Genomic DNA, 23,213 nt, shown 5'->3' with positions numbered 1-23,213 from the left:
AGAAACTGTGAAATAAAGACGCGCTTTCCGCCCTTGACAGCGGCCTTTGCGCTTGCTATTGTAAAAGTGTAAATTCAGGAGGAACACACCATGGAACTGCACCGCACAGACGAGGGCTTTGCCCTCTATAAGGAAAAAACACAGATCGGCTTCTGCGCGCTCACGCCCGCCCCGAAGGGGGCTGCCATCACCGCGTTTGGCATCGAACCGCAGTGGCGGCGCAAAGGCTACGGCTCCTATCTATTAAAAGAAGTCTTGCGCGCCTACGCCGGATACGACCGCGAAAAGGCTACCGTATTTACCACCCCGCTGCCCGCCGATGCCGCAGAGCTTGCGTTCTGGGCAAAGTTCGGCTTTGCAGCAGAAGGCAGGCAGCTGGTGCGCCGCCGCACGCCGGACCTGACCGCCGTCAAGTTCGTGCAGGACTTTCTGGCCGCCCGGCTGGCACAGCCGCGTCTTTGCATCGATGCTACCTGCGGCAACGGCGGCGACACGGCCTTCCTGTGTGGTATCACCGCGCCGGAAGGAAAGGTAGTCGGCTTTGACGTGCAGGAAGCTGCCATTGCATCCACCCGGAAGCATCTGGAACAGCTGGGCGTGCCTGCCGCCCGGTATGAGCTGCACTGCCAAAGCCACGCAGACCTTTTACAGATTGTGCAGCCCGGCACGGCAGATGCGGTGATGTTCAACTTTGGCTGGCTGCCCGGGGCCGACCACGCAGTGTTCTCCACCGCGCAGAGCAGCATCCCCGCCCTGCAGGCGGCTTTGGAAGCCGTGCGCCCCGGCGGCGTGGTGAGCGCCATCCTCTACAGCGGGCAGGTCAACGGCACGGATGAAAAGCAGACGGTGCTGGAATATCTCCGGGCACTTCCGCTCAAAAGTTTTACCGTTCTGGTGTGTGATTTTGCCAACTGGGCCGAAACCGCCCCTCTGCCTTGCATCATCCTGAAAAAATAACGAAAACACTTGCATTATGGAGCGTTTTCGGATAAAATAGGGTACGTATGTGTAAAAAGACGGCCTCGCCCTCTCCGTCTTTGCTTCGCAAATCCACCTCTCCCAAAGGGAGAGGCCTTGGCAAAAAGATGCACTTTGCGTGGACTGCCAAGGGCTCCCACTTTGGGGGAGCTGGCGCGTTAGCGCCTGAGAGGGCGAGCCCGGCAAAGTCCAACCGGACATACTGAATGCAAAAATCCACTTCCTGCTCCACAGCAGGTTTATCAGGAGATCTACAGTTTATGACAAATCGTGAAGAAATCGAGCGCCGCCGGACGTTTGCGATCATCAGCCATCCCGACGCCGGTAAGACCACTCTGACCGAAAAGCTGCTGCTGTACGGCGGAGCCATCAATCAGGCAGGCTCCGTCAAGGGCAAGCAGAGCGCAAAGCACGCCGTGTCCGACTGGATGGACATTGAGAAGCAGCGCGGTATTTCCGTCACCTCTTCTGTCCTGCAGTTCAACTACGCGGGCAAGTGCGTGAACATTCTGGACACCCCGGGCCATCAGGACTTCTCGGAGGACACCTACCGCACCCTGATGGCGGCAGACTCTGCCGTCATGGTCATCGACGCTGCAAAGGGCGTTGAGGCCCAGACCATCAAGCTGTTCAAGGTGTGCACCCTGCGCCACATCCCCATCTTCACCTTCATCAACAAGATGGACCGCGAAGCCCGCGACCCCTTTGAGCTGATGGAGAACATCGAGGAGATTTTGGGCATCAAGACCTACCCCATGAACTGGCCCATCGGCTGCGGCAAGGAGTTCAAGGGCGTGTTCGACCGCAACACCCGCAAGGTGCTGGCATTTTCCAGCGACGGCCGCGCCAACGGCGTGAAGAAGGTGGATGAGACCGAGGCCGAGCTGGGCGATCCCGCACTGGACGAGCTGCTCACCCCGTATCTGCACCAGCAGCTGGTGGATGAGATCGAGCTGTTGGACGGTGCCGCCGAGGAATTTGACCTCGACAAAGTGCTGCGCGGCGAGCTGAGCCCCGTGTTCTTTGGTTCTGCCCTGACCAACTTTGGCGTGGAGCCTTTTCTGGAGAACTTCCTGCGGCTCACCCCCACCCCGCTGGCCCGCGTGGACAGCCTGACCGGCGAGACCGTGGACCCCTGCCGCGACGAGTTCTCTGCCTTCATCTTTAAAATTCAGGCCAACATGAACAAGGCCCACCGCGACCGCATCGCCTTTATGCGCATCTGCTCCGGCAAGTTCGAGCGCGGCATGGAGGCCTTCCATGTGCAGGAGGGCAAGAACATCAAGCTGGCCACCGGCACCCAGCTGATGGCGCAGGACCGCGCCATCGTGGACGAGGCCTACGCCGGCGACATCATCGGCCTGTTCGACCCGGGCATCTTCTCCATCGGCGACACCTTGTGCACCGGCAAAAAGAAGGTTCAGTTCGCAGGCATCCCCACCTTCTCGCCGGAGCACTTTGCCCGCATTGAGCAGAAGGACACCATGAAGCGCAAGCAGTTCGTGAAGGGCATGGAGCAGATCGCGCAGGAGGGTGCCATCCAGATCTTCCGCGAAGTGGGCGGCGGCATGGAAGAAGTGGTGGTCGGCGTGGTCGGCGTGCTGCAGCTGGAAGTGCTGGAGTACCGCCTGAACACCGAGTACAACGTGGAGATCCGGATGCAGCAGCTGCCCTTTGAACAGCTGCGCTGGGTGCAGAACGACCCCGACACCTACAACCTGCGGGATCTGGACCTGACCAGCGACACCAAGGCTGTGGAGGATATGAAGGGCAACCGCCTGCTGCTGTTCACCTCCGACTGGGCGGTGCGCTGGGCTGAGACCCACAACGAAACGCTGAAACTGAGCGAGTTCGGTAATATCTGAGTTGAAAGAGAGCTGCGGTGCGGGAATGTCCCGCAGCTGCGGCTCTTTTTTCATAAAGTCTGAAGCATACAACAAAGAATGCCAGCGCTTGTATGATTGCTTCCCATTGCGGGGAACACTGCTGGCATGGAGGGAAAATATATGCAAAACATCAATATTGGCAAAAGCGGCATTCAGGTGCCATTTCTCGGCATGGGCACCTGGGCCATCGGTGGCGGTGCATGGTGGGGCGATAACGACGACAGCCTTTCAGTCAAGGCCATCCAGACTGCTGTGGAGCAGGGCATCCAGTGGATCGACACCGCGCCCATCTACGGCCTGTACCACAGCGAGACCGTGGTGGGCGAAGCCATGAAGCACATCGACCGCGACAAGGTGGTGCTTTCCACCAAGTGCGGTCTGGAGTGGCGGCATGAAACACCGGTGCTGCACAAGGTCGTGGACGGCGCCACCGTTTACCGCGACCTTTCTGCAAAGAGCATCATCGAGGATGTGGAGGACAGCCTGCGCCGCCTGCACACCGATCATCTGGATGTGCTGTACACCCACTGGCAGACCCCCGATTTCGGCATCTACCCGCTGGAAGAGACGGTGGAAGCCATGATGAAGCTGAAGGAGCAGGGCAAGATCCGTGCCATCGGTGCTTCCAATGTCACCGCAGACATCATCCGCGGCTACTGCAAGTACGGCCAGCTGGACGTCATTCAGGAAAAGTACAGCCTGCTCACCCGCCGTGTGGAAAAGCAGCTGCTGCCTACCTGCAAGGAGCTGGGCGTATCCGTGCAGGCCTACTCCCCGCTGGAGCAGGGCCTGCTGACCGGCAAGGTGACTATGGAAACCACCTACCCCGAGGGCAGCACCCGCAACTCCAACCCCAGCTTCCAGCCCGCCCGCCGGGCACAGGCGCTGGATATGCTGGCAAAGTGGGGCGACCTGACCGAGAAATACGACTGCTCTCTGGCACAGCTGGTGATCGCCCTGACCGCCCGCATGATCCCCGGCCTGCATGTGCTGTGCGGTGCCCGCACCCCGCAGCAGGTGATGGACAACGCTGGTGCGCTGAACATCAAACTGGACGGTGCCGATGCCGTCCGCATGAAGTGGGATGTGGATGCCATCTCCTGAGGTTTTAAAAGCTCCGAAAAAGGCCGGAGCCGACAGGTAATGCTGACGGCTCCGGCCTTTGATATTGATAGCAGGTTTGCAAACTGGAATTTTACAGAGTATGAATGATATGAGAAGCGAGCTCTGCGTTTTCTTTATCTACAAAAATCTCTGTAATATACCGGGGCTTTATTCCAAAAGTCCCAATTTGAGCCCGCATCCGTGTCGCGTCAAAAACACTTCGCTGATTAGCATCTTTGGTTTTGCAATAGCATTTGATTCCAGCTGCTGTCAAAGCATCTGTAATACGATGGTAATAAGTTGAATCCGAAACAGTTGCCACCCGTGACTTGAAGAATTGCTCTAGCATGGTAAACCTCCTATGCAAAAAATGAACAACGGTTATTTGATGAATCAACGTAGCAGTGCGACTTCAAAATTCTGCTTTATCTTTACCCGTTCTCCTTCCAGAACAGCCCGCCGGAGGTCTGGAACAGCATCCACGGATTCACGCTCTTGCTGCCAAGCTTGAAGTCCATGGTCAGTTCTTCGCCCAGCACACCCACAGCCTGCCCCTTTTCCACGCTCTGCCCGGCGGAGACGGAAAGAGTCTGCAGCCCGTACAGGTAGCTGCGCATCCCGCAGCCATGGTCGATGACCACCGTGTTGCCGGTAAGGGCCAGCTCTGCGGCCAGCACCACCACGCCGTTTGCCGGGGCGCGGCAGGGCTCGCCGGGAATGGTGTAGAGCTTTGTGGAGTTGGAGCGGCTGCCCTGCTGGCCGTTGACCACCCTGACCTGACCGTAATCCACAAGGGTGGTGTAGCTTTCCACCGGGTTCACAAAGCCGCCCTGCCACATTTTTTCCCGCGCGGGCGCTTCGTACAGGCCCCAGACTGCATTGCGGAACTGGGTGTTTGCCGCATCCGATGCATCCGGTTCCGGCTCCACGTCCACCGTGCCAAAATCCTTGGGCAGCACGATGATGCTGCGGGTGATGGTCTCGCCGTTCACGGTAATGTTCACCTCATGCCCGCCGGAGGAAGCGTTGTATGCCGCCGGGATGTAGGCCCGCCAGCCATCGGCTGCACGCACGCACTGCACATTGCCAAGGTCGGTCTCCACAGTGGGTGCTGCATCGCCGGTCATGCCGGAGATGCGCAGGCCCACAATGCCGCCTTGCTCCACCCGCTCGGCGGAAAGTTCCACCTCCGCGCTGGCCTGCAGGGTGAACCGGAAGGCATAACGATACCAGCCGGTGGGCTTTGCGGGCTTTTCCAGCCCCAGATTTTTGCGCACTGAGCCGGTGCTGCCGCCCTCAAATTGGGTGGCCATGCCGCCCTCCGGCACCCGCCAGACCGATAGCTCTGCCTTATATTCGCCGTTGGCTGGGAACAGAAAGCTCTCGTATTCACTGGCTGTGCCCGTGAACACCGTCTCGCCGGAAGCCGTCCGGATGGTCAGGGTGGTGTAGCTGGCCCAGTCCGGCAGGGTGATGGCCGGGTGGGCCGTGTACAGCGTGCCCAGCTTCTGCACTGTGAGGGTGGCGGGGCTGGCAAACACCTTATCGAGCTTTCCGCCGATGAGCGGCACCTGCCAGCACCAGCCGTTGGATTCCAGCGCTTCGGTGCCAAACTGCGCGGTGCTGTCCGGGCAGCCGCCCTCGGTGGTAAAGGCATAGCTCACGCCCATCACCGCGCCCAGAAAGATGCCTACGCCCAGCACAACACCCACGAGCCAGAGCAGAAAACGCTTCATGATACACTCCTTCTATGTAGCAAAAAGGGCGCACCGGCACAGCCTTTTGCAGACTGCCGGTGCGCCCGAAGGTTTACGGTTCGTGTTTTTTATTCTGCAGCATCCTCTGCAGGGGCAGCCTCTTCGGCAGCAGCCTCCGGCTCTACCGTTGCAGCATCGTCCTCGCCGAACAGCAGACGCTCGTACTCGTCCAGCTCCTTCTCACGGCGGTGCAGGTAAACAGCAACAGCAGCAAGGGCACCGGCAACAGCGGCCAGAACAGTGATCACAGCGACCAGACAAGATTTCTTCATAGGTTCAATACACTCCTTTTTTCGTTGAAACGATGTTTCAGCTTTCATTCCAGTGCTTGTTGGCTTTTATTATACCCGTTCCTGTCAAAAATTACAACTGTTCCGGTCAAAAAGGCCAAAATTTCATATGATAAGCTTCCTGTATGCCTTGAATGCACCGGGCAGCGTATACTCGGCCTGCAGGGCTTTCCGGCTTGCCCACACGCAGCCTGCCGGAGCATCTTGGGCGGGCACATGCAGCAGGATGCCGTTCATATGCCACTCGATGTGGCTGAAGATGTGCTTTGCAGCGGGCAGCGCTTCCGGCGCGGCGGTGCCGGTATCCATCCCCATGGCCTGCAGGCGGGCAAGGACCTCTCCGGCGGCAAGGGCTTCACCCTCCCACAGTACCGGCTGCCACAGCCCGGCAAGCAGGCCCTTTTGGGGCCGCTGCTGCAAAAGGAAGCCTGCCGGGCTTTCCAGCAGGGCCAGCGTCACAGGCTGCAGTCTGCGGGGCTTGGGCGCTGCTTTGCGGGGCAGCTCCAATGCAGTGCCCGCAGCACGGGCGGCGCACAGGTGGGCGAGCGGGCATTTTTCGCACAGGGGCGCACCGTTCGGCACGCAGACCAGCGCTCCCAGCTCCATAAGGGCCTGATTGTAGTCGCCGGGCGCATCCGGCGGCTGGTGCTCCATCACGCGGGCGGTGAACGCTTTTTTCACGGCCGGTTCCGTGACGGCAGCGGGGTCGTTGTACAAACGGGAGAACACCCGCAGCACATTGCCGTCCACGGCGGGCACCGGGATGCCGAAGCTGATGGACGCAATGGCCCCAGCGGTGTAGTCCCCGATGCCGGGCAGCGCCCGCAGGGCATCGTAGTCGGCGGGCAGCTGTCCGCCGTACTGCTCGCAGACGATGCGTGCAGCCTTTTGCAGGTTGCGCACCCGGCTGTAGTAGCCAAGACCCTCCCAGAGCTTGTGCAGCTTTTCCTCTTCGCAGGCGGCAAGGGCCGGAATGTCCGGCAGGGCGGCGAGAAAGCGTTCGTAGTAGGGCAGTGCCGCCGAGACCCGGGTCTGCTGCAGCATGATCTCGCTGAGCCACACATGGTAGGGGCTGGGGTCGGTGCGGAAGGGCAGGATGCGGTGGTTTTTGTAAAACCAGTCCAGCAGGGCAGAGGAAATGTTTTCCACTTGTTTTGTGCTCCTTGTTGAAAAGTCAGACATCTTGCCGATTTAGAATTGCCTCCGCTTTGCTCTGGCAATCATAGCGGTAAAATTTTTATAGAAAGCGATCCCGGAAAGTCTGCGGACTTTCCGGGATCGCACTTTCACAGGTAAGGCCGCTGCGGTCAACAGCTGTATCATTTTAAAGCAGCAGTTTCCGGATACGGCCCCTTGCGTGAAAATGTGTTTGGAGCGGCCCGCAGGCCGCGACAAACACGAATATTAAAAATTCATTCCGCTGAATATGCCCAAAGCGCAAGCGGAGGGCATTCAAATCGTCATACTCAGAATCCGTATGCAGTGCGGGGGAAGGGCAGCACGTCACGGATGTTCTGGATGCCCGTGAGGTACATGATCATGCGCTCGAAGCCCAAGCCGTATCCGGCGTGCTCCACGCCACCGAACTTGCGCAGATTCAGGTACCAGTCGTAGTTGGTCTTGTCCATGCCCAGCTCGTCCATGCGGGCCACCAGCTTGTCGTAGTTCTCTTCACGCTGGCTGCCGCCGATCAGCTCGCCGATGCCGGGCACCAGCATATCTGCGGCTGCCACGGTCTTGCCGTCCGGGTTCTGCTTCATGTAGAAGCTCTTGATCTCCTTCGGGTAGTCGGTGACGAACACAGGCTTTTTGAACACCACCTCGGTCAGGTAGCGCTCGTGCTCGGTCTGGATGTCCACGCCCCACTCCACAGGGAACTGGAACTTCTTGTTGTTCTTCTTCAGGATCTCGATGGCCTCGGTGTAGCTGATGCGGCCAAACTCGCTGTTTGCCACCAGCTCCAGACGCTCGATGAGGCCCTTGTCGATGAACTGGTTGAAGAAGGCCATTTCATCCGGGCAGTTGTCCAGCACGTAGCGGATGACGTACTTGGTCATGGCCTCGGCGGTGTCCATGTAGCCGGACAGATCGCAGAATGCCATCTCCGGCTCGATCATCCAGAACTCGGCGGCGTGACGGGTGGTAAAGCTCTTCTCGGCACGGAAGGTGGGGCCGAAGGTGTACACCTTGCCGAATGCCATAGCCATGGCCTCGGCTTCCAGCTGGCCGGAAACGGTCAGGTTGACCGGCTTCTCGAAAAAGTCCTGGGTGTAATCCACGGTGCCGTCCTCGTTCTTGGGCACATTCTCAAGGTCGAGGGTGGTCACGCGGAACATTTCACCGGCGCCCTCACAGTCGGAAGAGGTGAGCAGCGGAGAGTGAGAGTAAACGAAGCCGTTCTCCTGGAAGAACTTGTGGATGGCGTAGGCAGCGGCGCTGCGCACGCGGAAAGCGGCGTTGAAGGTGTTGGTGCGGGGGCGCAGGGTGGGCATGGTGCGCAGATATTCCATGCTCATCTTCTTTTTCTGCAGCGGATACTCGTCCGCCGGGCAGTCGCCCAGGATCTCCACACTGTCGGCATTCAGCTCAAAGGGCTGCTTTGCCTGCGGGGTGAGCACCAGCTTGCCCTTGACGCGCAGGCTGCTGTACAGACCGGTGTGGATCACCTCATCGTAGTTGGCCAGCTTGCCTGCTTCCAGCACGACCTGCAGGGTCTTGAAGCAGCCGCCGTCCGACAGGGCGATGAAGCCGATGTTCTTGGAGTCGCGGATGTTCTTTGCCCAGCCGCAGACGGTGATCTCGGTGCCGTCGGCGGGGGTGTTTTTGAACAGCGAAACGATCTCGGTACGTTCCATGATAGTTCTCCTTTATAACATAAAAAAGACAGCTTTGTTCTCCCTGAAAGTTCAGGGCGAACAAGCTGTCTTGTAATGTCCGCGGTGCCACCTGAATTACCGGAAGTGTCCGGTCGCTCACGCGCTCAATAAAAGCGCTGCCCCTGTAACGCAGGGCCTGCGGCGCACCTACTAATGGCAGCTGCCATGTTCAGTTTGCTGCTCCCGGGTGTTCGTTCACGCGGCGTGCGGGCGCGGCTCTCAGCTGTGCCGCACTCTCTGGGCCGGACGGCCCGCGCTACTTTTCCCGATCTTTGCATTTGACCTTTAAAAAATAGCACTTTGGCGGCGTTTTGTCAAGCACCGCCCAGCAATGCGGCAGCAAGGCCCTTTGCCGCCAGCTGCCCGGCATAAAGAGCCTCGTTCAGGTTATTGCCGTGCCCGCCGATCTCAATGAGCAGGCTGCCGGTGGTCAGATCCTGATTGTAGAACCGGTAGCTGAACAGCACCGGCCGGGTAAAACCGGGGTACATTCCTTCCATGCTGCGCTCCCACGCAGCGGCAAAGCGCAGATTCTGCCGCCAGCCCGGCAGCTGAACGGTGGTGCCGTTGTCGCACCCGCAGATGATCATGACCTGTGCGGCCTGCCGTCCGTCCACCGTGCACACCGGGGCATAGCGGCTGCCGCTTTCCGTCTCGATGGCATCCCGGTGGACATCCAGCACCACCTTGATGCTGGGATACCGGGCCAGATACTGCTGCACCACGGCCCGGCTGTTGGCATAGCTGCCGGTGTAGCTTGGGTAGTCGTTCAGGGTCTCGTCGTGCAGGGTGTTGATGCCTGCCGCATTGAGGGTATCGGCCACCACACGGCCCACCGCGCACATGTTCACGCTGCAGTCGGTGCTGCGGGCACCATCGCCGGGGGCAAACCACAGCCCGGCCGAAAGGCGGTAGTCCTCGGTGGCGTGAGTGTGCATCACCAGCACCTGCGGGTCGGGACTGTTCGGCTCAATGGCAAAGGGCAGCGGATTCTCGATCTCCGCCGCAATGTCTGCCGCCGTCTGCCGGGTATTGTTTTTGATGCTGCCCGCCCCGCAGGGAATGTACTTTTCGCCGCTGCCCTGCGGATAATTTTTTTCAATGACAGTACCCGCATCCGCCGGGCGGGCTTCCTCGCCCAGCAGCGGCACAAGGTAGTCCTCAATGTTCCCGGTCAGCGCCTGCACGGCCTGCGGCAGAGAGGATGCCGCTTCCGGTGTGCTGTCCGGTGCGGCTTCCACCTGCACAGATGATGCGGGCTGCTCCTGTGCGGACTGCCGCCCCAGCCAGAAAAGAGTTTCGGCCATTGGCAGCGGTGCAGTAATGGCCGCAGCCAGCATCAGTGCCGCCGTGCGGGCAAAGATGCACAGTGCGGCAAACAGAGCAGCCGCTTCCAGAAACGGCACGATATGCCCCTGCGCCCGGGCGGGCGGCAGTGCTTTGCTGCGCATAAAATAACCTCCCTTCCGGCCCACCGGTGTTACCCCGCCAGCCAGAACAGCTGCGCCACGCTGAGCCTTGGCTGCAAGGCCCGATTGATGGCACCGGCCAGCAGAGCCGAGCCGTGGGCGATCACGCTGTCCAGCGCCCGGGGCGTGACCACAAGATCTGCTCCTTCGTCCGAATCCATCAAGGTGGGGATGCCCGCCGCGATCACCGGCACGCCCAGCGCTGCCGCGTCCAGATGCTTTGCATGATCCGCCTGCGCCGGGTACAGCCCGGTGTCGGAGAACTGCACGCTGCGGCCCAGCCGCGCGCCCTCGGCACTGCAAAGGCTGTCCACGCAGATCAGGGCCGCCGGCCGCACCGCTTCCACCATGGCCCCGGCCAGCTGGCGCAGAGTCAGCCCGGTGGAGGCCGACACCCCCGGCGCAATGGCGGCCACCGGCCGGATGCCTTTTACCGGCAGCGTGTGCTGCGGCCCCATGGTGACTAAAATCTTCTGCGCCGTGCGCGGGCCGAGGGCATCCGCCGTGACCCGCCGGTTTCCGATGCCCAGCACCAGCACCGGCCCTTCCGGCGGCAGCAGGGCGCGCAGTTCTGCCGCACAGGTCTCGATCACCGCAGCGTCCCGCTCGTCCAGCACGCTGACGCTGGGCATTTCCAGCGTGACATACCGTCCGCGGGGCTTCGCCAGCCCTTCGCGCGCGATCTCCACCCGCGTTATTGTGACCCCGCCGCGCTTTGCTGTGGCAAGCCTTACCCCGGCAGGCAGCGCCCCCTGTGCCGCGCCAAACATCTCGTCTGCCATATCGGTAAAACGCATTTTTCTGCTCCTCCTGCCTGTTTTGGGGCCAAATGCCCCCTCTGCACGCAGAAAGTATGGCAAAAATAAAACTTTTCTAAACAAAAATCAAAAAAACGCTTGCGCTGGTACGCGAAATATGGTATCATAGGGTGCGCTGTTATAGGTAGCCAAGGAGGTGGAACGAATGCCTAACATCAAATCTCAGAAGGACCGCGTCGTGCAGGCTGCTGCAGAGCAGGCTCACAACAAGGCCATTAAGACCAACCTGAAAACAGTCGTCAAGAAGGCAGACGCTGCCATCGATGCGAATGCCGCTGACAAGGACGCAACCGTCCTGGCTGCTGTTTCCGCGATCGACAAGGCTCGCGCTAAGGGTGTCATCAAAAAGAACACCGCCAGCCGCAAGATCAGCCGTATGGCAAAGCGTGCTAACAAGAACGCTTGATCGCTTTCTGATTGACGAACAAAACCTCTGTACCGGGTTCCCGGCACAGGGGTTTTTGTTTTGCCCGCTTTTCAGGGCACGGCAGCAGGCCGCTCAAAATCGCACAGGGTGGCAAAATCGAACCCCGGTGCCTGCTCCAGAAGCTGCTCCGGCGGCAGGCCGTCGGGCGGCTCGGCCAGCAGCGCCCACGCAGCCCATGCCGTGGGCACCGCCGCTGCAAGGGCCAGCCCCGGCAGCGCCAGTGCCGGGCATGTATGGAACGCACTGCCCGGCGGCAGGGCTGCCACCGCGCACAAGGCCTGTGCAGCCCAAAGCTCCCACAAAAGGGTCGTCCAGCGGTGCTTCATCCGCATCACCTCCTGTTTTGCACAGTTTACCGCAGTGCGGTGGAAAAACAGGGCGAAGGGTGGCGGACAAAGCAGCAATGTTCTTGTGTATTTCTTCTTCAGTTCTGGTCGTGACTTTTGCCCACCCAGCTGCACACCACGCCGCACACAAGGCTGGTGGTAACACCGGCCGCAGCGGCGGTCAGCCCGCCGGTGAGGATGCCCACAGCACCTTCTTCCTGCAGCGCAGTGCGCACGCCCTTTGCCAGCAGATGGCCGAAGCCCAGCAGGGGAACCGTGGCCCCGCACCCGGCAAACTCGGCCAGCGGGGCATACCACCCAATGGCCGAAAGCACCACGCCCGCCACCACATATCCGGTCAGGATGCGGGCCGGGGTCAGGCCGGTCAGGTCGATGAGCAGCTGTCCCGCCACGCAGATGGCCCCGCCCACACAGAAAGCCCAGAAATAGTTCATCTTACTTCTCCTTTTCCGGCGCACGCAGCTCCACCAGATGCGCCACCGCCGGGATGGTCTCCTTCTGCAAAAAGGTGGTCTGGCTCATCAGGGCCCCGGTGGCTGTGAACAGTACCCGCTTCTGGCTGCCCCGGCGCAGGCGCGGCAGGATGTGCCCGCACAGCACCGCCGCGCAGCAGCCCGGGCCGGAGCCGCCGCTCTTTACGCTCTGCTCGTTTGCGTCGAACAGGATGCACCCGCAGTCTACATGGTTTTTGATCAGCAAGCCTTCTGCGGCCAGCAGCTCCCGCAGCAGCTGACTGCCCACCTGCCCAAGGTCGCCGGTATAGATGCAGTCGAACTCCTGCGGTTCGGTGCCGGTATCCTTAAAATAGTGCAGCAGGGTGGAAGCTGCTGCCGGGGCCATGGCAGCCCCCATATTGTTGATGTCCTTTACCTGATAATCCTGCACACGGCCAAAGGTGGCAGCGGCAATGCCAATGCCTTCGCCCTGCGGCTGCAAAAGGCAGCATCCGGCAGCGGTGGCAGTCCACTGGGCCGTGGGCGTGCGCACCGCGCCGTAGCTCAGCGGCGTGCGGAACTGCCGCTCTGCCGCGCAGAAGTGGCTGGAAGCCATGGCCAGCAGATTGCGCGCAGCACCGCCCTCGCACAGAGCAGCGCCCAGCGCAAGGCCCTCAGCCATGGTGCTGCAGGCCCCGAACAGCCCGGCAAAGGGCACGCCCAGCTCCCGCATGGCATAGCTGGATGCCGTGCACTGGGCCTGCAGATCCCCGGCAAGGGCCAGCTGCACCTTTTCCTGCGGAAGCGCCGCCTTTTGCAGGCACAGCCGCGCGGCGCGCAGCTGCAGGTATTTTTCCGCAGCTTCCCAGCTGGACTGGCCAAAGCGGTTGTCTGCGCTCAGCTCGTCGAACTCTGCCGCCAGCGGGCCTTCGCTCTCTTTTTTGCCGCCCACCGCTGCACCCGCAGCGATCACCGGCAGTGTCTGGAACAGCAGGGTATCCCCGCACCGGACCGTCATAGGCAAAATTTCTCCTTCGTGGAAAATAGATGGAAAACGTTCCATAAAATGTTGTACAATAACATCATGCTGCAATCTTACGGCACACTTGCCCGTGTTTATGACAGCACAGGCACACCCGCCATGCCCAGCACCCACAGCACCGCGCCGTACACCACCGCCGCCAGCGTGCCGTACACGATCACCGGCCCGGCAATGGTAAACATCTTGGCCCCGGTACCCAGCACCCGGCCCTCGGCCTTGAACTCGATGGCCGCGCTGACCACCGCATTGGCAAAGCCTGTGATGGGCACCAGCGACCCGGCCCCGGCCTTTGCGGCCAGCTTCTGGTACCAGCCCAGCGTGGTAAGCACCGCTGAGAGCACGATCAGGCTGCAGCTGGTCAGGGTGCCGGCAAGGTCGGCTTCCACGCCCATGGCAAGATAGCTCTGGCGCAGCACTTCGCCCAGCAGGCAGATGCCGCCGCCCACGCCAAAAGCCCACAGGCAGTCCAGACCCAAGGGCGAGTGCGGCCCGATGCGCCGCACCCGGCGCGCATATTCCTGTGCTGTCATTTTCATATTGTTTCCCCTCCGGGCATAGCTTGCCCATAGGAAGCAAACTCTATGCACATCCACCGGAAAGAAGGTATTCCAGATGAACCCGTCTGTCCATCCTCATCACCGCCGCCATCTGCGGCCCGCCGTGCGGCGCGTGCTCACCGTTACCGTCGTGGCCTGCATTGCCGTGGGCGGGGCCTCGTTCGTGCTGCACAGCCGTTCCGCTGTGCCTGCCGCCTCGGCAACTTCCACGTCCAGCGCCTCGGCAGCATCAGAGGCAGAAAGCAGTCTGCTGACCGCCCGGCAAGCGCAGGCCATTCTGGATGATCCCCGCATGGTGCTGGTGAACCACACGAACAAAATGCCGGACGATCATACCTTTACCACCAAGGCGTGCGGCTCGGCCACCGCTGTGAACAAGACCCTGCAGACCGAAGCCGCCGATGCGTTCCTCGCCATGCAGGCCGCCGCCGCAAAGGACGGCGTGACCATCTGGATGCAGAGCGGCTACCGCAGCGTGGACTACCAGAAGAACCTCTACGACCAAAAGACCCAGTATTTCCGCAATAAGGGCCTGAGCGAAGCCGAAGCGAAAAAGCAGGCGGCAAATATCGTGAACCCGCCGGGCTACTCGGAGCACAACTGCGGCCTTGCTGCCGACCTGAACAGCCCGGAGCACACCGACCTGACCGAGGGCTTTGAAAACACCGAGGCCTTCCGCTGGCTGAGCGCCCATGCCGTGGAATACGGCTTCATCCTGCGGTACCCCAAAAACGCAGAAGCCGTTACCGAGATCACCTACGAGCCGTGGCACTGGCGCTATGTGGGGCCGGAAAATGCGGCCCTGATCCAGCAGAGCGGCCTGTGCTTTGAGGATGCCGTTGCCGTGCTGCAGAAGCTTGCTGCAGGGGAGAAGATCACCGGTTAAAAATCCGTAAAACCGAGGGGCTTTTCGTTGCATTTTGCACACAGTTATGGTAAGATAACAATAGTCTGCCCTGATGCAGGACCGCTTTGGGCAGCTGCAAGAATGTTTTGAACAAAAGAGGGAATATTTTATGATAAATCGCACAAAATTCTTTACAATTGCTCTCACCGGCGCGCTGGCTGCTGTCGCTCTTACCGGCTGCGGCGGTTCCGCCAGCTCTTCGGCCGCTCCCTCCTCCGTTTCCACCGCTGCTGCGGAATCTCCCGCTTCCAGCGCCGCCGCATCCGCTGTTGTGGACAATGCTTCCGAGAACGGCTCTGATGCACTGGACGGTGTTTTCAATGCTCTGCTGGAAGCCGACCCCATCTCCAACCAGTTCGAGATCGCAGCCATGAACATTGAGTACGATTTCGGCCTGAAGGCTGAGGACGTGGTGAGCTACAAGGGCGTGAAGAGCAACGACAACGGCGATGCCGGTCTGGTGCTGGCGCTCGAAGCTGCCGACGGCAAGGCCGAGGACGTAGCCAACCAGCTGGCTTCCTACCAGCAGGATCAGGTGGCCTTCTACGGCAACTACGCCGAGTTTGCTCAGGCGCAGGATAACGTGGAGAACGCTGTTATCGCCTTCAAGGGCAACACCGTTGTCATGGTGATCGCATCCAACGAGTGCACTGCCGATCTGGACAGCGCCGTGGACAGCGCACTGGCAGACTGAATCTGGATCCACCCAAGGCCGGTGCCATTTGCGGCATCGGCTTTTTTCGGCTAAAAGGAGGCTGACGCTTTGGTTTTCAGCACCATCATCTTTCTGTTCCGGTTTCTGCCCATCACGCTGGCGCTGTATTACCTTGCGCCCGCAAAGCTCAAGAACACCGTTCTGTTCCTCTGCAGTCTGGTGTTCTACTGCTGGGGCGAGGTACGGTTTTTCCCGGTCATGGTGGCCCTCATCCTCATCAACTACATCAGCGGCCTGTGCATCGAGCACTTCGACCAAAAGCCGGCCCTGCGCAGGACATTTCTGCTGATAGCCCTCATTGGCAGCCTTGGGATGCTGTTCTACTTCAAATACGCAAACTTTGTGCTGCGCAGCGCAAACGCCCTGCTGGGCACCGCCTTTGCCGAGATCCAGGGCATTGGCACTCTGCCGCTGGGCATCAGCTTTTACACCTTCCAGACCCTTTCCTACTCCATCGATGTTTACCGCCGGGATGTAAAGGCAGAACGTAATATCATCGACTTTGGTGCCTATGTGGTCATGTTCCCTCAGCTGATCGCCGGCCCCATCGTGAAATACCGCGATGTCTCGAACCAGCTGCACGTATATCGGCACCGCTACAGCCTGCAGCAGATCGAAGAGGGCATGACCCTGTTCACCTTTGGCCTTGCCAAAAAGGTGCTGCTGGCGGATGCCATCGGTGCTTTGTGGACAGACATCATCGGCGTTGCGGACAGCCCTTCCACCACCTTTGTGGGCCTTGCCAATGCATCCACCCCGCTGGTGTGGCTGGGCATCATCGCTTACAGCCTGCAGCTCTACTTTGACTTTTCCGGCTACTCCATGATGGGCATTGGCATGGGCAAGATGCTGGGCTTCGACTTCCCCGCAAACTTCAACTACCCTTATATCTCCGCATCCATCACCGAGTTCTGGCGGCGCTGGCACATGACCCTTTCCGGCTGGTTCCGGGAGTATGTGTATATCCCTCTCGGCGGCAACCGCAAGGGCCTGAAGCGCCAGATCTTCAACCTGTTCGTGGTGGAGCTGCTCACCGGCATCTGGCACGGCGCGAACTGGAACTTTATCTGCTGGGGCCTGTACTACTTTGTGCTGCTGGCTGTAGAAAAGCTGTTCCTGCTGCCCCACCTGCAAAAGGGCAGAGTGTGGCCCCACATCTACACCCTGTTCCTCGTGGTGGTGGGCTGGGCCATGTTCGTGGGCAACGATACGGGCGTAAGCTTCGGTCTGCTGTTCCACAAGCTGTTCGTTCCTTCCGGCGGTGTTTCGCCGCTGTACTTCCTGCGCAACTACGGTGTGCTGCTGGTGGTCAGCATCCTCTGCTGCACCCCGTTCATTGAGAAGATTTGGAACCTGCTCAAAAAGAATGCCGTCACCCGCTGTGCCGCCATTCTGGCGCTGCTGGTGGTCTCCACCGCCTATGTGGTGGGCAGCACCAACAGCCCGTTCCTCTATTTCAACTTTTAAGGAGGCGTGAAGATGGACAAGCATTCCAAAAAATCTTCCTCGCTCCTGCACTACCCGGTGCTGGTGGTGTTCAGCCTGTTCTTTCTTGGTCTGTTCGCACTGGACCTTATTACACCGGACCGCGCCTACAGCGAGATGGAAAACACCACCCTTTCCCAGCGCCCGGCGCTGACCCAGCTTTCCGCCAAGGGGCTGAACAGCTACTTTACCGCCTACACAAAGTACGTGAAGGATCAGGTGTTCGGCCGCGATGAGTGGATCAGCCTGCAGAGCGTAGTGGAGACCACCCTGCTGCAGAAGGAGCAGAACGGCGGCATCCTGCTGGGCAAAGAGCACATGATGTTCCCCCGCACCTTCAGCCTGCTGGACAGCGAGAACCGCACCCTGCCCAAGAACACCGCCGCTGTGGAGGCACTGTGCCAGCGCCACCCGGGTAAGGTGGATGTACTGCTGGCCCCGGCAGCAGCAGTCATTTACCCGGAAAACGTGCCTGCAAACGCGCCGCTGCTGGATGAGGATGCCTATCTCGACCAGCTTTCCGCCGCCGTACAGGCCGCCGGAGGGCGCTTTGTGGATGTGCGGCAGACCCTTGCCGAACACAAAGACGAATATATCTACTACCGCACCGACCATCACTGGACGAGCCTTGGCGCATACTACGCCTACCAGCAGCTGTGCGGTACGCTGAGCCTGACCCCCTTCGACCCCGCCGCGCACACGGCTCTGACCGCCGAAAATTTCTACGGCACCCACTACTCCAAGGCACGCACATGGAATGCCGTGCCGGATACTATCACCTACTACGACCTGCCGAACAGCCTGACCATCTATAATGTCACCGCTGCAGGCCAGCCCGCAGACGGCCAGACCACCGGCCTGTACGACACGGACAAGCTGAACGTGTACGATAAGTACGCCATGTTCCTGCATGGCAACAACGGCCTGAGCCGCATTGAGGGCGACGGCACCGGGCGCATTCTGGTCATCAAAGACAGCTACGCCAACTGCTTTGCACCGTATCTGACGGCAAACTACGCCCAGATCGATGTGGTGGACTTCCGCAACTACAACTACGGTCTGGATCAGCTGATCGCGGATAACGATTATGACCAGATCCTGGTGCTCTACAGTTTTGACAGCTTCAAGAGCGACCCGTACCTCTACCGTGCCGGTGTGGCCGGGTAAACATGGCAGCGCCTTTTCCGCAAAGGAAAGGGCGCTGTTGTTTTATGTCAAATTATTGCAGTCTTTTTTCACAAATTTTTCCAGTTCTTTTCGGAAGTCTCTCCAGTTTTTGCGCACTCTGCCCATTCACCCCTTGAAAAAATGCAACGGGTGTTGTACAATGGCGATATAGAGCAGTTGCTCTTCACCGATGGTTCGATCTGGTGTGAACAGTGCATAGAATGTGCTGATACGATCTTTGATTCAAAGGAGTGTTATTATGGAAAACAAGATCATGATGCCTGCTTCCTACAACGTTCTTTCCTGCGAAGAGATGACCTACACCGAGGGCGGTGCTACCTTTACGGAAGCTCTGCTGAACTGGATTCCGCCCATTGGCTGGTACATGGGTGTTACCGCCATGCGCAACTACCGCAAGAGCCACCCCAACGACTGGCTGGATACCGGTCTGGATGCTCTGAGCCGCGATATGGATTCCAGTGCGCAGAACATGCTGCGTGATCTGGGACGCATCGTCTGGGTCACCGCGACCAGCGCTACCGGCGTTGGTTTTCTGGTCAATGCTGCCATCGTCCTGCTCTGACCCTGCTCATAAGATCCGTCCGGAGAGACCAAAGACCCCTTTACCCGCGGCCTTTTCCGCCAGAGAGGGCCGCGGGCTTTTCATCAAGCAGAAATAAGAAATCGGCTGCCTGAGCACTGTATACCGTCTGAACGGCCTTTTGCCTGCAGAGAACAGCACTGCTTTCCTTTTCCTGCAAGCAACTACTCGCGTCATGCGGCGGCGCACCCTGCTTTATGAGAACGATCTCCAAGCGCATATCCCGGTTTATTTTTGGGTTTTAAACAGTGCGATCTTGCACTGTCTGGATAGCTTTGATTCAAAGGAGTGTTATTATGGAAAACAAAATGATGATGCCTGCTTCTTACAATGTCCTGTCTAATGAAGAAATGACCTACACCGAAGGCGGTGCTACTGTCGGTCAGGCACTGGCAGCTTGGTTCTGGCCCGGCTATGCTACCCAGATCGGCATTGGCAAGTGCCGTGAGGAAGTTGCCAAGGACCGCGACAACTGGCTGTCCAATGCATGGAACAACATGTTGGCCGAGTGCAAGGGCAACGTGACCAACGGCTTCTACTACGCTGGTATCATTGTCAACAACGCAGTCTTTACCATCGGCAGTCTGGGTCTGTATGCTGTTATTTCTCTGGGCAACATCTACTTCTAATTTTCAGGAGTACACCAAAGGGCTTTTTGCGGCGGCTCTTCAGCGGAAGAGCCGCCGCTTTTTTTATCAAACCTAAAAAAGGAGTTTTGCTTTATGACGAACGCCATTACTTATCCTGCTGCATACAATGTTTTGTCCTGCGAAGAAATGACCTACACCGAGGGCGGCGTAGGTGTTGTGGAAGCCGCCATGGCATGGTTCCCGCTGTACGGCTGGTACAAGGCTGTTTCTGCCATCCACGATTACCGCAAGGCAAATATCAACTCCAACTGGGTGGAAAACGGCATGAACGCTCTGGTTGCCCATGCTGAAAAAAGCCCCACGAACACCATCCATGACATCGGCTGCAGCTTCTGGTTCATTGGTTCCTGCGCAACCATCATCGGCCTGGTGCCCAACGCCCTGCTGATCTTCGGCAACTAAGTCCCGGTCTCTGTTCTGAAAAAAAAACAAAAGCGGCGGCACCTCCCGTTTGGGAAGTGCCGCCGCTTTTTATGTTATGCGGTTTTCCGTCTCAGCTGTTGAACATGTCCTTCAGCTTTTTGAAGAAGCCCTTGCGCTTTTCGTAGTTTTCTTCTTTCAGGGTGCCTTCGAACTTCTTCAGGGCCTCCCGCTGGGTCTTGTTCAGCTTCTTGGGGATCTCCACCTCGCACTTGACGTACATATCACCGCGGCCGCGGCCATTCAGGTACTGGATGCCCTTGCCGCGCAGGCGGAAGGTGGTGCCGCTCTGGGTGCCCTCGGGCACGGTGTACTCCACCTTGCCGTCAATGGAGGGCACCTGCACGGTGTCGCCCAGCACAGCCTGACTGAAGGTGATGGGCACGGTGACCCACACATCGTAGCCGTCGCGCTGGAACACCTCGCTGGGGCGCACGGTGACCATGACGATCACATCACCGGCAGGACCGCCGTTTGCACCGGCATCGCCCATGCCGCGCAGTGCAAAGCTCTGGTCGTCGTCGATGCCCATGGGGATGGACACCTCCAGCGTCTTTTTAGCAGCCACCTTGCCGCTGCCATGGCAGACCTTGCAGGGATTCTTGACCAGCCTGCCCTTGCCGCCACAGCGGGAGCAGGGCTGCTGGGTCTGCATCACGCCAAAGGGGGTGCGCTGCTGACGGATCACGAAGCCGCGGCCGCCGCAGTCCGGGCAGGTCTCGGGGCTGGAACCGGCGGCACAGCCGCTGCCGTGGCACTCGGTGCACTCCTGCTGGCGGGTGATGGTGATGTTCTTCTTGCAGCCATGCACGGCCTCGTCAAAGCTCAGAGTGATGCGCACGCGAATGTCCTGACCCTTGCGTGGGGCGTTGGGATTGGCCCGACGGGACGAACCGCCAAAGCCGCCGAAGCCGCCGCCAAAGATATCGCCGAAGATGTCGCCCAGATCCACGCCGTCGCCGCCAAAACCGCCAAAGCCGCCCGCACCGGGGCCGCCGCCGTTCTGTGCTGCATAGGCAGGGTCAACGCCTGCAAAACCGTACTGGTCGTACAGCTGGCGCTTTTTCGGGTCCGAAAGCACCTCGTTTGCTTCGTTTACTTCCTTGAACTTTTCCTCGGCGTCCTTATCGCCGGGGTTATAGTCCGGGTGGTATTTCATTGCAAGTTTGCGGTATGCCTTTTTGATCTCGGCATCGGTCGCAGTCTTGGATACCCCCAGCACTTCGTAGTAATCACGCTTTTCCTGTGCCATATCCACTCACCTCTCCGGGAACGTTTGATCCGGGAAACGCCCCGGTTGGTTCCTCGCTCTATAACCAGCAAGAGCCGCTCCGGCAAAACCGGAGCGGCTTTTGCTATTCCACGCGTGCGTCCGCCGGTTTGGCCGGGCACACACTGCTGTGTTTTTTATCAGACTTCCTTGAAGTCGGCATCCACAACGCCGTCATCACCCGGCTTCTGCTGGTTGTTTGCACCTGCATCGGGGCCGGGCTGTGCACCGGCGGCCTGCTGTGCGGCAGCGGCTGCCTGATACATCTTCTCGAACACCTGGCTCAGAGCTTCCTGCTTTGCCTTGATGTCGTCCACGTTGCCGGACTGAACAGCGGTCTTCAGGTCGGCCAGCTTGCTCTCGGCCTCGCTCTTCACGTCGGCGGGCAGCTTGTCGCCGTTCTCCTTCAGCATCTTCTCGGTCTGGAACACCATCTGGTCGGCACCGTTGCGGATATCGACCTCTTCACGCTTCTTCTTATCGTCGGCAGCAAACTGCTCAGCTTCCTTCACAGCCTTGTCGATGTCCTCCTTGGACATGTTGGTGGAAGCGGTAATGGTGATGTTCTGCTCCTTGCCGGTGCCCAGATCCTTTGCGCTGACCTTCACGATGCCGTTTGCATCGATATCGAAGGTAACTTCGATCTGAGGCACACCACGGGGAGCCGGAGCGATGCCGTCCAGATGGAAGACACCCAGGCTCTTGTTGTCGCGTGCGAACTCACGCTCGCCCTGCAGAACGTTGACCTCAACAGAGGGCTGGTTGTCTGCAGCGGTGGAGAACACCTGACTCTTGTGGGTGGGGATGGTGGTATTGCGGTCGATGATCTTGGTGCACACGCCGCCCAGAGTTTCAATGCCCAGGCTCAGCGGGGTGACATCCAGCAGCAGCAGGCCCTTGACATCGCCCTGCAGCACGCCGCCCTGAATAGCAGCGCCCACAGCCACGCACTCATCGGGGTTGATGCCCTTGAAGGGCTCGCAGTTCAGTTCCTTCTTGACTGCATCGTAGACAGCGGGGATACGGGTGGAACCGCCGACCATCAGGACCTTCTTCAGGTCAGAGGGACGCAGACCTGCATCCTGCAGAGCCTTGCGGACGGGGCCCATGGTGCGATCGACCAGATCAGCGGTCAGCTCGTTGAACTTTGCGCGGGTCAGGGTCATATCCAAGTGCTTGGGGCCGGTAGCATCGGCAGTGATGAAGGGCAGGTTGATCTGGCTGCTCATTGCGCTGGACAGCTCGATCTTTGCCTTCTCGGCAGCTTCCTTCAGACGCTGCGCAGCCATCTTGTCCTTGCGCAGGTCGATGCCGTTCTCGGTCTGGAAGGCATCTGCCATCCAGTTGATGATGCGCTCATCGAAGTCATCGCCGCCCAGATGGGTATCACCGTTGGTGGCCAGAACTTCGGTAACGCCGTCGCCCATCTCGATGATAGAGACATCGAAGGTGCCGCCGCCCAGATCGTAGACCATGATCTTCTGGTCTTCTTCCTTATCGATGCCGTATGCCAGAGAAGCGGCAGTAGGCTCGTTGATGATACGCTTGACGTTCAGGCCTGCAATGGTGCCTGCGTCCTTGGTAGCCTGACGCTGGCTGTCGTTGAAGTATGCAGGAACGGTAATGACAGCCTCGGTAACAGGCTCGCCCAGATAAGCCTCGGCATCAGCCTTCAGCTTCTGCAGGATCATAGCGCTGACCTGCTGGGGAGTGTACTCCTTGCCGTTCAGGGTCACCTTGTGGTCGGTGCCCATGAAGCGCTTGATGGAAGCAACGGTGTTCTCAGGGTTGGTGATGGCCTGACGCTTTGCCACCTGACCCACCAGACGGTCGCCGGTCTTGGTGAAGCCCACCACAGACGGGGTGGTGCGTGCACCCTCAGAGTTTGCGATAACAACGGGCTCGCCGCCCTCCATGACAGCCACGCAGCTGTTGGTAGTACCAAGGTCGATGCCAATGATCTTACTCATAATGAAAACTCCTCTCGAAAGAACAAATCTTATTGTTTATGTG

Annotated in this window: 24 protein-coding genes; 11 read left to right on the top strand and 13 right to left on the bottom strand. The window is 59.4% G+C overall.

Translation table 11 applies throughout. The annotated features are described in order from the left end of the window. Positions 1-90 precede the first annotated feature (90 nt). From DWV57_RS03960 to DWV57_RS03950, 3 genes are all read left to right on the top strand, one after another. Positions 91-957 (top strand): GNAT family N-acetyltransferase, encoded by an 867-nt coding sequence (locus DWV57_RS03960; RefSeq protein WP_120020021.1) that lies wholly within the window; start codon positions 91-93, stop codon positions 955-957. A gap of 281 nt (positions 958-1,238) precedes the next feature. Beyond that, complete coding sequence (locus DWV57_RS03955) at positions 1,239-2,843, top strand: peptide chain release factor 3 (RefSeq protein ID WP_005943533.1); 1,605 nt, start codon at positions 1,239-1,241, stop codon at positions 2,841-2,843. A gap of 141 nt (positions 2,844-2,984) precedes the next feature. Beyond that, positions 2,985-3,968 carry an aldo/keto reductase gene (locus DWV57_RS03950; protein ID WP_120020020.1) on the top strand — a complete coding sequence of 328 codons (984 nt, stop codon included), beginning with the start codon at positions 2,985-2,987 and terminating at the stop codon, positions 3,966-3,968. A gap of 91 nt (positions 3,969-4,059) precedes the next feature. Here the strand turns inward: DWV57_RS03950 and DWV57_RS03945 are convergent, their stop codons facing one another. The 7 genes from DWV57_RS03945 to gpr all read right to left on the bottom strand — a co-directional run bounded on the left by DWV57_RS03945 (position 4,060) and on the right by gpr (position 11,157). Next, complete coding sequence (locus DWV57_RS03945; RefSeq protein WP_120020019.1) at positions 4,060-4,317, bottom strand: hypothetical protein; 258 nt, start codon at positions 4,315-4,317, stop codon at positions 4,060-4,062. An 82-nt stretch (positions 4,318-4,399) separates the two neighbouring features. Further along, positions 4,400-5,704 carry a M23 family metallopeptidase gene (locus tag DWV57_RS03940; RefSeq protein ID WP_120020018.1) on the bottom strand — a complete coding sequence of 435 codons (1,305 nt, stop codon included), beginning with the start codon at positions 5,702-5,704 and terminating at the stop codon, positions 4,400-4,402. A gap of 89 nt (positions 5,705-5,793) precedes the next feature. After that, a complete protein-coding gene (locus tag DWV57_RS03935; RefSeq protein ID WP_044953882.1) occupies positions 5,794-5,997 on the bottom strand; it encodes a hypothetical protein in 204 nt (67 codons plus the stop codon). A 123-nt stretch (positions 5,998-6,120) separates the two neighbouring features. Then, entirely contained in the window at positions 6,121-7,164 is a 1,044-nt protein-coding gene (locus DWV57_RS03930; protein ID WP_120020017.1) for an A/G-specific adenine glycosylase, read from the bottom strand. Positions 7,165-7,481: 317 nt separating this feature from the next. Further along, positions 7,482-8,870 carry an asparagine--tRNA ligase gene (asnS, locus tag DWV57_RS03925; RefSeq protein ID WP_120020016.1) on the bottom strand — a complete coding sequence of 463 codons (1,389 nt, stop codon included), beginning with the start codon at positions 8,868-8,870 and terminating at the stop codon, positions 7,482-7,484. A gap of 335 nt (positions 8,871-9,205) precedes the next feature. Continuing rightward, the gene (locus DWV57_RS03920; RefSeq protein WP_120020015.1) at positions 9,206-10,342 is read right to left on the bottom strand and encodes a stage II sporulation protein P; all 1,137 of its coding nucleotides are present in this window, start codon (positions 10,340-10,342) and stop codon (positions 9,206-9,208) included. 29 nt (positions 10,343-10,371) lie between these two features. Continuing rightward, the gene (gene gpr, locus DWV57_RS03915) at positions 10,372-11,157 is read right to left on the bottom strand and encodes a GPR endopeptidase (RefSeq protein ID WP_005943552.1); all 786 of its coding nucleotides are present in this window, start codon (positions 11,155-11,157) and stop codon (positions 10,372-10,374) included. A gap of 166 nt (positions 11,158-11,323) precedes the next feature. Here gpr and rpsT point away from each other — a divergent pair, with 166 nt between their 5' ends. Beyond that, positions 11,324-11,584, top strand: coding sequence for a 30S ribosomal protein S20 (rpsT, locus tag DWV57_RS03910; RefSeq protein ID WP_005943554.1), 261 nt, complete (start codon positions 11,324-11,326; stop codon positions 11,582-11,584). Positions 11,585-11,655: 71 nt separating this feature from the next. Here rpsT and DWV57_RS03905 read toward each other — a convergent pair whose 3' ends face one another. From DWV57_RS03905 to DWV57_RS03890, 4 genes are all read right to left on the bottom strand, one after another. Then, the gene (locus DWV57_RS03905) at positions 11,656-11,931 is read right to left on the bottom strand and encodes a peptidoglycan synthetase (protein ID WP_118527663.1); all 276 of its coding nucleotides are present in this window, start codon (positions 11,929-11,931) and stop codon (positions 11,656-11,658) included. A 98-nt stretch (positions 11,932-12,029) separates the two neighbouring features. Continuing rightward, positions 12,030-12,386 carry a SpoVA/SpoVAEb family sporulation membrane protein gene (locus DWV57_RS03900; protein ID WP_005943559.1) on the bottom strand — a complete coding sequence of 119 codons (357 nt, stop codon included), beginning with the start codon at positions 12,384-12,386 and terminating at the stop codon, positions 12,030-12,032. A gap of 1 nt (position 12,387) precedes the next feature. Then, positions 12,388-13,404 carry a stage V sporulation protein AD gene (locus DWV57_RS03895; RefSeq protein WP_120020014.1) on the bottom strand — a complete coding sequence of 339 codons (1,017 nt, stop codon included), beginning with the start codon at positions 13,402-13,404 and terminating at the stop codon, positions 12,388-12,390. A 98-nt stretch (positions 13,405-13,502) separates the two neighbouring features. Beyond that, the gene (locus DWV57_RS03890; protein WP_097774624.1) at positions 13,503-13,964 is read right to left on the bottom strand and encodes a SpoVA/SpoVAEb family sporulation membrane protein; all 462 of its coding nucleotides are present in this window, start codon (positions 13,962-13,964) and stop codon (positions 13,503-13,505) included. 76 nt (positions 13,965-14,040) lie between these two features. Between DWV57_RS03890 and DWV57_RS03885 the strand changes: the two genes are divergently transcribed. The 7 genes from DWV57_RS03885 (at position 14,041) to DWV57_RS03850 (ending at position 19,912) form a co-directional block, all read left to right on the top strand. Next, positions 14,041-14,871 (top strand): M15 family metallopeptidase, encoded by an 831-nt coding sequence (locus tag DWV57_RS03885; RefSeq protein ID WP_120020013.1) that lies wholly within the window; start codon positions 14,041-14,043, stop codon positions 14,869-14,871. 130 nt (positions 14,872-15,001) lie between these two features. Beyond that, positions 15,002-15,586, top strand: coding sequence for a DUF4358 domain-containing protein (locus tag DWV57_RS03880; protein ID WP_165853655.1), 585 nt, complete (start codon positions 15,002-15,004; stop codon positions 15,584-15,586). A gap of 69 nt (positions 15,587-15,655) precedes the next feature. Beyond that, on the top strand, positions 15,656-17,074 hold the full coding sequence (locus DWV57_RS03875) for an MBOAT family O-acyltransferase (RefSeq protein WP_120020011.1): 1,419 nt from the start codon (positions 15,656-15,658) through the stop codon (positions 17,072-17,074). A 12-nt stretch (positions 17,075-17,086) separates the two neighbouring features. Beyond that, on the top strand, positions 17,087-18,259 hold the full coding sequence (locus tag DWV57_RS03870) for a DHHW family protein (RefSeq protein ID WP_120020010.1): 1,173 nt from the start codon (positions 17,087-17,089) through the stop codon (positions 18,257-18,259). A gap of 259 nt (positions 18,260-18,518) precedes the next feature. Further along, positions 18,519-18,842 carry a hypothetical protein gene (locus DWV57_RS03865; protein ID WP_005943572.1) on the top strand — a complete coding sequence of 108 codons (324 nt, stop codon included), beginning with the start codon at positions 18,519-18,521 and terminating at the stop codon, positions 18,840-18,842. Positions 18,843-19,156: 314 nt separating this feature from the next. Then, positions 19,157-19,489, top strand: coding sequence for a hypothetical protein (locus DWV57_RS03855; protein WP_097776930.1), 333 nt, complete (start codon positions 19,157-19,159; stop codon positions 19,487-19,489). Positions 19,490-19,582: 93 nt separating this feature from the next. After that, positions 19,583-19,912 (top strand): hypothetical protein, encoded by a 330-nt coding sequence (locus tag DWV57_RS03850; protein WP_005943576.1) that lies wholly within the window; start codon positions 19,583-19,585, stop codon positions 19,910-19,912. Between the two features lie 91 nt (positions 19,913-20,003). Here the strand turns inward: DWV57_RS03850 and dnaJ are convergent, their stop codons facing one another. Both dnaJ and dnaK read right to left on the bottom strand, forming a co-directional pair. Next, positions 20,004-21,182 (bottom strand): molecular chaperone DnaJ, encoded by a 1,179-nt coding sequence (dnaJ, locus tag DWV57_RS03845; protein ID WP_120020009.1) that lies wholly within the window; start codon positions 21,180-21,182, stop codon positions 20,004-20,006. Between the two features lie 158 nt (positions 21,183-21,340). Beyond that, on the bottom strand, positions 21,341-23,170 hold the full coding sequence (gene dnaK / locus DWV57_RS03840) for a molecular chaperone DnaK (protein ID WP_005943578.1): 1,830 nt from the start codon (positions 23,168-23,170) through the stop codon (positions 21,341-21,343). Positions 23,171-23,213 lie beyond the last annotated feature (43 nt).

The sequence above is a fragment of the Faecalibacterium sp. AF10-46 genome (assembly GCF_003604105.1).
Taxonomy (GTDB): domain Bacteria; phylum Bacillota; class Clostridia; order Oscillospirales; family Ruminococcaceae; genus Faecalibacterium; species Faecalibacterium taiwanense.
Note: the sequence above shows the minus strand (reverse complement) of the source record. Positions and strands in the feature narration are given on the sequence as shown.

Bases quoted from the DNA above. Each gene is read 5' to 3' on its own strand.
- DWV57_RS03960 (WP_120020021.1), top strand. From the start codon at position 91: ATGGAACTGCACCGCACAGACGAGGGCTTTGCCCTCTATAAGGAAAAA.
- DWV57_RS03955 (WP_005943533.1), top strand. From the start codon at position 1,239: ATGACAAATCGTGAAGAAATCGAGCGCCGCCGGACGTTTGCGATCATC.
- DWV57_RS03950 (WP_120020020.1), top strand. From the start codon at position 2,985: ATGCAAAACATCAATATTGGCAAAAGCGGCATTCAGGTGCCATTTCTC.
- DWV57_RS03945 (WP_120020019.1), bottom strand. From the start codon at position 4,317: ATGCTAGAGCAATTCTTCAAGTCACGGGTGGCAACTGTTTCGGATTCA.
- DWV57_RS03940 (WP_120020018.1), bottom strand. From the start codon at position 5,704: ATGAAGCGTTTTCTGCTCTGGCTCGTGGGTGTTGTGCTGGGCGTAGGC.
- DWV57_RS03935 (WP_044953882.1), bottom strand. From the start codon at position 5,997: ATGAAGAAATCTTGTCTGGTCGCTGTGATCACTGTTCTGGCCGCTGTT.
- asnS (WP_120020016.1), bottom strand. From the start codon at position 8,870: ATGGAACGTACCGAGATCGTTTCGCTGTTCAAAAACACCCCCGCCGAC.
- DWV57_RS03920 (WP_120020015.1), bottom strand. From the start codon at position 10,342: ATGCGCAGCAAAGCACTGCCGCCCGCCCGGGCGCAGGGGCATATCGTG.
- gpr (WP_005943552.1), bottom strand. From the start codon at position 11,157: ATGCGTTTTACCGATATGGCAGACGAGATGTTTGGCGCGGCACAGGGG.
- rpsT (WP_005943554.1), top strand. From the start codon at position 11,324: ATGCCTAACATCAAATCTCAGAAGGACCGCGTCGTGCAGGCTGCTGCA.
- DWV57_RS03905 (WP_118527663.1), bottom strand. From the start codon at position 11,931: ATGAAGCACCGCTGGACGACCCTTTTGTGGGAGCTTTGGGCTGCACAG.
- DWV57_RS03900 (WP_005943559.1), bottom strand. From the start codon at position 12,386: ATGAACTATTTCTGGGCTTTCTGTGTGGGCGGGGCCATCTGCGTGGCG.
- DWV57_RS03895 (WP_120020014.1), bottom strand. From the start codon at position 13,404: ATGACGGTCCGGTGCGGGGATACCCTGCTGTTCCAGACACTGCCGGTG.
- DWV57_RS03890 (WP_097774624.1), bottom strand. From the start codon at position 13,964: ATGAAAATGACAGCACAGGAATATGCGCGCCGGGTGCGGCGCATCGGG.
- DWV57_RS03885 (WP_120020013.1), top strand. From the start codon at position 14,041: ATGAACCCGTCTGTCCATCCTCATCACCGCCGCCATCTGCGGCCCGCC.
- DWV57_RS03880 (WP_165853655.1), top strand. From the start codon at position 15,002: ATGATAAATCGCACAAAATTCTTTACAATTGCTCTCACCGGCGCGCTG.
- DWV57_RS03870 (WP_120020010.1), top strand. From the start codon at position 17,087: ATGGACAAGCATTCCAAAAAATCTTCCTCGCTCCTGCACTACCCGGTG.
- DWV57_RS03865 (WP_005943572.1), top strand. From the start codon at position 18,519: ATGGAAAACAAGATCATGATGCCTGCTTCCTACAACGTTCTTTCCTGC.
- DWV57_RS03855 (WP_097776930.1), top strand. From the start codon at position 19,157: ATGGAAAACAAAATGATGATGCCTGCTTCTTACAATGTCCTGTCTAAT.
- DWV57_RS03850 (WP_005943576.1), top strand. From the start codon at position 19,583: ATGACGAACGCCATTACTTATCCTGCTGCATACAATGTTTTGTCCTGC.
- dnaJ (WP_120020009.1), bottom strand. From the start codon at position 21,182: ATGGCACAGGAAAAGCGTGATTACTACGAAGTGCTGGGGGTATCCAAG.
- dnaK (WP_005943578.1), bottom strand. From the start codon at position 23,170: ATGAGTAAGATCATTGGCATCGACCTTGGTACTACCAACAGCTGCGTG.